Raw genomic sequence first — 8,576 nt, 5'->3', positions numbered from 1 at the left:
CCAGGCGTCCCGGGACAGGGACTGCTTGAAGTAGCCCGCCTGGTACAGCAGCCCGACGCCGATCAACGGCACGCCCAGGTCCGAGGCGGCCTTCAGGTGGTCTCCGGCCAGGATCCCGAGCCCGCCGGAATACTGCGGAAGAACCTCGGTGATGCCGAACTCGGGCGAGAAATACGCGATGCACGCCGGAGCATCCGGACCCAGGCCCTGGTACCAGCGCGGCTCACTCAGGTACCGGTCCAGATCCGCGGCAGCATGCTGAACACGCTCTACAAGTTCATTGTTGGAAGCAAGTTGGTCCAGCTGATCGCGGCTGATTGACCCCAGGAGGCTTATTGGATCGTGATGGCTCTCCTCCCACAATTCCTGGTCAAGGCTTGCAAAGAGCTCGCGCGTAGCCCGGTGCCACGACCAGCGCAGATTTGTCGCGAGACGAGCCAACGGCCGGATCGGTTCGGGGAGCAGTGTACGGACTGTAAACCTTCGGATTGCCTTCACGAGCGCCACACTAATCCACTCGGTGGACGGCAGGAACAGCTTTCGGTTTCTTTTAGGTAAATGACACATTGCGCGGAAGAGTCTGGGGTACCTCTTCGCAAAATGTGATTTTTCTCGCTAACGTCGAGGTTGTGACCACTACTGCAGCACCGCGATCCAGCTCAGCATCCAAGTCCAAGCAGAAGGCCGGTATCACCGAGGGTCTTAAGTTCGGCAGATTCCCGATCACGGCCGTGCAGCCCGTCATCGAGGAAGGCCGGTTCCCGGCCAAGGCCTTGCCGGGTGAAGATTTGGTGATTGGCGCCACGGTCTTCCGCGAGGGCCACGACCAGCTGGGGGTGAGCGCCGTCCTGCTGGACCCCAAAGGCAAAGAACGCCAACGTGTCCGGCTTGCCCCGGCCCCGGGTGAGCGTGGCAAGGGAACGGACCGTTGGGAGGGCCTGCTGACCCCAACGGCGCCTGGAGCCTGGACCTTCGCAATCGAGGCCTGGCACGACCGCTACGGCACGTGGCACCACAACGCCGAAGTGAAGGTCGAGGCCGGCATCGACGTGGAGCTGATGCTCGCTGAGGGCGTCGCCCTGCTCGCGGAAGCCGCAGCCGAAAGCACGCGAAATGCCGCAGACAAACGCATCCTTCGCACTGCCTCCGAAGGCCTCGCCGACACTTCGAGGACTGCCGAGGAGCGCCTTGCCGCCGGCTTCAGCCCAGAGGTCGCGGCCGTCGTCGAACGCCAGCCGATCCGTGAGCTGGTGACTGTCTCGGAACAATACCCACTCCTCGTGGAGCGCGACCTCGCCGGCCGCGGGGCCTGGTACGAATTCTTCCCCCGCTCCGAAGGCGCCGTTTTCGATCCCACCACGGGAACATGGACTTCAGGCAACTTCACGACGGCGGCCAAGAGGCTCGACGCCGTCGCGGACATGGGCTTCGACGTCATCTACCTGCCGCCCATCCACCCGATTGGCTTCCAGCACCGCAAGGGGCGCAACAACACCTTGACTCCGGGTCCCCAGGATCCCGGCTCGCCGTGGGCCATCGGCTCGGAAGCCGGCGGCCACGATGCCATCCATCCTGAATTGGGATCCTTCGAGGATTTCGACGCTTTCGTGGCCCGCGCCAATGAGCTGGGCCTCGAGGTCGCGCTGGATTTGGCCTTGCAGGCCGCCCCGGACCACCCCTGGGTGAAGACCAATCCGGAATGGTTCACCACCCGGGTTGACGGCAGCATCGCCTATGCCGAAAACCCGCCGAAGAAGTACCAGGACATCTATCCGCTGAACTTCGATAACGACCCCGCCGGTCTATCGAAGGAAATCCTGCGGATCGTCTTCCTGTGGGTAAGCCACGGCGTGAAGATTTTCCGCGTGGACAATCCCCACACCAAGCCTGTGTGGTTCTGGGAATGGCTGATCGCCAAGGTCAACAAAAAGCACCCCGACGTCGTCTTCCTCGCCGAGGCGTTCACCCGCCCCGCGATGATGCATGCCCTTGGCCGGGCAGGTTTCCAGCAGTCGTACACGTACTTCACGTGGCGGAACACCAAGACCGAACTGGAATCGTATTTCCAGGAGGTCAGCCACGAATCTCCGGCGTACTTCCGGCCGAATTTCTTCGTCAACACCCCGGATATCCTCACCGAATACCTCCAATACGGCGGCCCGGCCGCGTTCCGCATCCGCGCCGCACTGGCAGCCACGGCCAGCCCGCTCTGGGGCGTCTACGCCGGATTCGAGCTGTACGAGCATGTGGCGCGTCCCGGCGCCGAAGAGTACATCGACAACGAGAAATATGAGTTCAAGGACCGCAACTGGGATGCAGCGGCGGCTTCCGGGCACAGCCTCGCCCCGTACATCACACGGCTTAACGCCATCCGGAAGGCCCACCCGGCCTTGGGTGATCTGCAGAACCTGACGTTGCATCACAGCACGGATGACGCCACCATCGTGTTCTCCAAGCACAAGACCTTGCCCGACGGCAGCAAGGACACCCTGATCATCGTGGTAAACGTCGATCCCCACGGCACCAGGGAAAGCACCGTGACGCTGGATCTGTCCGCTCTTTCGCTGGATCCATCCGACTTCACCGCCAACGGACGATTCTGGGTGGATGATTTGGTCAGCGGCGAAAGCTGGGAGTGGGGCGAGTACAACTACGTCCGGCTGGACGCCCATGTAGAACCGGCACACATTCTCAATATCCGGAGGTAGCCTTAGTGAGCTTCAATCCGCAGGGTCAGAGTCAGTACTTCACGCCGAAGAACACTTTCGAGCTGAACGCCCCGGGTCTTCAACACGACCCTCATTGGTATCGGAAGGCGGTCTTCTACGAAGTGCTGGTGCGGGCCTTCGCGGATGCGAACGGCGACGGTTCTGGTGACTTCCACGGACTGATCGACAAGCTGGATTACCTGCAGTGGCTCGGAGTGGATTGTTTGTGGCTGCCGCCGTTTTTCGATTCGCCTTTGCGCGACGGCGGTTACGACATTTCCGATTACACGTCCGTTTTGGACGAGTTCGGCACCATCAGCGACTTCAAGCGGCTCGTGGCCGAAGCGCATGCGAGGGGCGTCAGGGTCATCATCGACCTCCCGCTGAACCACACCTCGGACCAACATCCTTGGTTCCAGGAATCACGCAAGAACCCGGACGGCCCGTTCGGCGACTTCTACGTGTGGAGTGACACCGACGAGAAGTACCAGGACGCGCGCATCATCTTCGTGGATACGGAAGAGTCGAACTGGACGTTCGATCCTATCCGCCGGCAGTTCTTCTGGCACCGGTTCTTCAGCCACCAGCCCGACCTGAACTTCGAAAACCCCAAGGTCATCGAGGCCGTCCACGACGTCGTCAAGTTCTGGCTGGACCAAGGCATTGACGGATTCCGGGCAGATGCCATCCCGTACCTCTTCGAAGAAGAGGGCACCAATTGCGAGAACCTGCCGGCCACCCACGGCTTCCTGCGGGATCTGCGCAAGATGGTGGACGAGAACTACCCGGGCCGAGTGATCATCGCCGAAGCGAACCAGCCGCCGCACGACGTCGTGGAGTACTTCGGCACGGAGGAAGAACCGGAATGCCACATGGCCTTCCACTTTCCCATCATGCCGCGCTTGTACTACGCACTCCGCGACCAGAAGGCCGCACCCATCATCGAGACGCTCCGGGATACCCCGGGAATCCCTGCCGGCGCGCAATGGGGTACGTTCCTGCGCAACCACGACGAACTCACCCTGGAGATGGTCACCGCCGACGAGCGCGCCGCCATGCTGGGCTGGTACGCCCCGGACCCGCGTATGCGGGCCAACATCGGTATTCGGCGCAGGCTCGCCTCGCTGCTGGACAACTCCCGTTCCGAGATCGAGCTGATCAATGCGTTGCTGCTTTCCCTGCCCGGCAGCCCCTTCTTGTACTACGGGGATGAAATCGGGATGGGAGACAACATCTGGCTTGACGATCGCGACGCGGTCCGCACGCCGATGCAATGGAACCCCGACCGCAACGCGGGTTTCTCCAACGCAGATCCCGGAAAGCTCTACCTCCCCGTCATCCAGTCGCTGGTCTACAACTACAGCATGGCGAACGTCGAGGCCGAAGCAGCCCATTCCGGCTCGCTCCTGCGCTGGACACGCCAGATCCTGAGCGTGCGGAGGAACCACCCGGCCTTCGGGCTAGGCGACTTCAAACACGTTCCGGCGGACCACGAGGTGGTTCTCGCCTACATGCGTGATCTCCGTGAGGACAATCCGGAAGGCGAGGATGCCGAATCCATCCTCTGCGTTTTCAACCTGTCCCAACATCCGGTTGCCACAACCCTGGATATCCCTGAATACGCCGGAAGGGGCCTGAGGGACGTGTTCGGCGGCCAGCCGTTCCCGGGGATCGGCGCCGACGGCTCCCTCACCCTCACGCTCGGTAGCCACGACTTCTTCTGGCTCCGGATACGTTCGGCAGGTTCCACAGGCTCCTCGCCCTACACCCAGGCCATCCCAGTGCTTTCCATCGAAGGCTGACATGAGTCACATGGCGCCCACCACGGTCCTGGCCCCCCTGCTCAAGGAATGGCTGCCCCGGCAGCGCTGGTTTCCCGTCAAGGCAGGGTTGTTCGAACTGGATTTCGTCGGCTCGTTCGGTCTTCCTGCGCCCACCTCCGGGACCGGCTTGGAGGTCCAGCTGATCTCCGTCGCCTACGCCACGGCCGATGGCGGGAGGCAGACAGACATCGTCCAAGTGCCGCTCAGCTTTCGCTCCGCGCCCTCCGCCGCCTTGGCAATTGCCTCGGTGGGCCAGATCGGTGGAACAAGCGAGCAGGATCCGCCTCTCTGGGTATACGACGCCCCGCACGATCCTGAATTCGTGACGGCATGGCTGGATCTGATCCGGGGCCAGGCCACCGCCGATCCCGGAGTGGGGGAGTGCACCGCGAGCGGACATACGGTGCCGGGCGGCCTGCGGCTGCCCACCGCCTCAGGATCCGTGCGGGTGTCTTCCGGCGAGCAGTCCAATACTTCGGTGATCGTCGACGATGGCGTGTCCGCGGCGATCGTGAAGATCTTCCGGGTCCTGTCGGTCGGCAAAAACCCCGAGGTGGAGGTCGGTGCGGCCCTGACCTCGGCGGGAACGAAGGAAGTGCCGTCCACCCTAGGGTGGATCACGGGAACCTGGGAGGTGTGGACGCCCCAGGGTCGCCACGGAACAGCCTCGGCGGATTTCGCCGTTGCCCACGAGTTCCTTGCCGGCGGGCAGGACGCTTGGCGCCTCGCCGTCGACGCCGCGGCATCAGGCAAAGACTTCGCCGCCGAAGCCCGGCAACTGGGCCAAGCGACTGCCACCGTGCACTTGCGCCTCGCGGAAACCCTCGGAACCGCCACGGAACGCGTTCCGGGCCAGGACATCGCGCCCGAAGTAGCTCGGCGCGTCCGCCAGTCGTGGGCTGAGGCGGGCACCGCCGTCGGGCCCCATGAGCAGCAGCTCGAGGCACTCCTGGCGCAATTGTCGGGCAAGGAAGCCGGAACCCTGCAGCGCATCCACGGAGACCTTCACTTGGGCCAGATCCTTTTGGTGCCTGGCGCCGCGGGCGAACCTGCGCGGTGGGCGATCCTGGACTTTGAGGGCGAACCCCTGAGGCCGATTGAACACCGTAACATTCCCGACGTTCCCCTGCGGGACGTCGTCGGGATGCTGCGGTCCTTCGACTACGCGGCCGGTGCGGCCATCCGCGAGAATCCGGGCGCCCGGGTTCCCGCCACGTGGGTTGACGACTGCGCCGAGGCCTTCCTGGCTGGCTACAGCGACATCACCCCTGGAACGATTGACCGCCGCTCGCCGCTGTTTGTGGCATTGTGGCTGGACAAGGCCTTGTACGAGGTGATCTATGAGCTGCGGAACAGGCCGGACTGGTTGCCCATTCCGGTCAATGCTTCGCGGCAGCTCCTCGGAAACACGAGCCCCGGCACGGATGCCGCGGCGACATCGGAAGGTAAGGAAATGACAGGCTCAGCACGTACCGAACGGCCCCGAGTCCCGCTGTATGTGGACGCCGCTACCCTGGGCCGGGTGGCCGCTGGTGCGCACCACGCCCCGCACTCGGTGCTGGGCGCCCACCTTGACGACCACGGTCACGTCACCATCCGTACGGTCAAGCACCTCGCTGCGGAGGTATCTGTGGTCACCGAAGCCGGTTCCACCCCGATGACCCACGAGACCGACGGCATCTGGGTGGCTGTCCTCGAACCGCTGCAGCAAGGCCACGTACCGGACTACCGACTCGACGTCGTGTACGGCGATTCCGCGCCCGTGACGATCAACGATCCCTACCACTACCTTCCAACCGTCGGGGAAGTGGACCTGCACCTCATCGGAGAAGGCCGGCACGAACGGCTTTGGGACACGCTGGGCTCCCACGTGCAGCACTACCGCTCCCCGCTCGGCGATGTGGACGGCGTCTCCTTCGCCGTCTGGGCCCCCAACGCACAGGCAGTCCGCGTCAAGGGTGACTTCAACTCCTGGGATGGGCGTGAGCACGCCTTGCGCTCACTCGGGTCTTCAGGCGTCTGGGAGGTCTTCATCCCGGGGGTTGTAGCAGGGGCGTGCTACAAATTCGAGTTGCTCACCAAGGCCGGACACTGGGTGGAGAAAGCCGACCCGCTCGCCTTCGGCACCGAAGTTCCGCCCTTGACCGCGTCACGCGTAGTGGAGTCCGGCTACCGCTTCAAGGACGACGCCTGGATGACCGCGCGCGCCAACAAGGATCCGCACAACTCGCCCATGAGCGTGTACGAGGTCCACCTTGGTTCCTGGCGCCTTGGCCTCGGGTACAAGGAGTTGGCCAAGGACCTCGTTGAGTACGTGAAGTGGCTCGGGTTCACCCACGTCGAGTTCATGCCGGTGGCCGAGCACCCCTTTGGCGGTTCATGGGGCTACCAAGTCACGTCCTACTTTGCTCCGACCTCCCGCTTCGGGCATCCGGATGAATTCAGGTTCCTTGTCGATTCGCTGCACCAGGCGGGCATCGGCGTCATCTTGGACTGGGTCCCCGCGCACTTCCCGAAGGATGCCTGGGCCCTCGCCCGTTTCGACGGCGAACCACTGTACGAGCACTCCGATCCCCGGCTCGGTGAGCACCCGGACTGGGGCACGCTCATCTTCGACTTCGGCCGCACCGAAGTTCGCAACTTCCTGGTCGCGAACGCGCTCTACTGGCTCGAGGAATTCCATATCGACGGACTCCGCGTGGACGCCGTGGCCTCCATGCTCTACAGGGACTACTCGCGAGAGGAAGGGGAGTGGTTCCCCAACGTCCACGGTGGACGCGAGAACCTGGAAGCGATTTCGTTCCTCCAAGAGGTCAACGCCACGATCTACAAGACCCACCCCGGCGCAGTGACCATTGCCGAGGAATCCACCGCATTCCCCGGTGTCACCGCGCCGACCAACCACGGTGGCCTCGGATTCGGCCTCAAATGGAACATGGGCTGGATGCACGATTCCCTCAAGTACATCTCCGAAAACCCGGTGAACCGCCGTTGGCACCACGGCACAGTGACGTTCTCCATGGTCTATGCCTTCACGGAGAACTTCCTGCTGCCCATTAGCCACGACGAGGTAGTGCACGGCAAAGGATCCATGCTGCGCAAGATGCCCGGCGACCGTTGGCAGCAGCTCGCCAACCTGCGGGCGTTCATGGCGTACCAGTGGGCCCACCCGGGCAAGCAGCTCATCTTCATGGGCACCGAATTCGGCCAAGAGGCCGAGTGGTCCGAACAGCACGGGCTCGACTGGTTCCTTGCCGACATCCCGGCGCACCGAGGACTGCAATTGCTCACGCGCGAGTTGAACACGCTGTACAGCTCGACGCCGGCCCTTCACGTCCGGGACAACGAGCCCGGCGGTTTCCAGTGGATCAACGGCGCGGACGCGGATCGCAACGTCCTGACCTTTATCAGGTGGGACCACGACGGCAACCCCTTGGTGTGCGCCGTGAATTTCTCGGGGGGCCCGCACCAGGACTATGTGCTCGGCGTCCCGGCCGCCGGCGCATGGCAGGAAGTACTCAACACTGACGCCGAGGTCTACGGAGGCTCGGGTGTGATCAACAGCGGTGAACTTCTTGCCACCGCACCCGGGGCGGAAGGGCTGCCTGCGGCACTGACTGTCACCTTGCCGCCGCTCGGAGCCTCTTGGTTCGCGCCTGTGGGGTAGTTGTCCTGTTTGCGTGAGGGTGAAGCTTGCCTGAGGGTGAAGGGTCCGGAAAACTTTGAGTTTCCGGGCCCTTTGCGTGGGATCTCAGGGGCGCCTGCTGGAGCGTAGGAAGCCGCCCGGAGGGGTTTTGCCTCCCCGGTGAAGTGGTGGTATAGTTAGTACCCGCGCTGCTCCCCAGTGGAGATCGGTGAAGTTGACTGAGTTCCTCGTGAAAATCAAGTCAAGAACGCTGATTTGACTAGGAGGCAAGCAGCCGGTAAGTTTGGAAAGTTGCTCCGGAGCGAGTCTGATCCTTGTGGGTTGGGTGGTGCCGGGTGTGTCTGTTGTTTGAGAACTCAATAGTGTGCCAAGTTTGTTGATACCGATTTGTTTTTATGA

4 protein-coding genes are annotated in these 8,576 nt (G+C 63.1%); 3 read left to right on the top strand and 1 reads right to left on the bottom strand.

The window, feature by feature from the left end:
• Positions 1 to 498, bottom strand: a 498-nt coding sequence (locus tag AC3WJU_RS21860) for a DUF3417 domain-containing protein (protein ID WP_492260849.1), incomplete at its 3' end; no start/stop codon positions are given.
• Positions 499 to 629: 131 nt separating this feature from the next.
• On the opposite strand from AC3WJU_RS21860, the gene AC3WJU_RS21855 reads away from it, so the two are divergent.
• Genes AC3WJU_RS21855 through AC3WJU_RS21845 form a run of 3 tightly spaced genes read left to right on the top strand, consistent with a single transcriptional unit; the run spans position 630 to position 8,198 of the window.
• Positions 630 to 2,708: an alpha-1,4-glucan--maltose-1-phosphate maltosyltransferase gene (locus AC3WJU_RS21855; protein WP_059388672.1), complete on the top strand. Its 2,079-nt coding sequence runs from the start codon at positions 630 to 632 to the stop codon at positions 2,706 to 2,708.
• 5 nt (positions 2,709 to 2,713) lie between these two features.
• Positions 2,714 to 4,510: a maltose alpha-D-glucosyltransferase gene (treS, locus tag AC3WJU_RS21850; RefSeq protein ID WP_284992057.1), complete on the top strand. Its 1,797-nt coding sequence runs from the start codon at positions 2,714 to 2,716 to the stop codon at positions 4,508 to 4,510.
• A gap of 1 nt (position 4,511) precedes the next feature.
• Positions 4,512 to 8,198, top strand: coding sequence for a 1,4-alpha-glucan branching enzyme (locus AC3WJU_RS21845; RefSeq protein WP_492260848.1), 3,687 nt, complete (start codon positions 4,512 to 4,514; stop codon positions 8,196 to 8,198).
• Positions 8,199 to 8,576 lie beyond the last annotated feature (378 nt).

The organism is Arthrobacter sp. FW306-1B-F12A (assembly GCF_058781865.1).
Note: the sequence above shows the minus strand (reverse complement) of the source record. Positions and strands in the feature narration are given on the sequence as shown.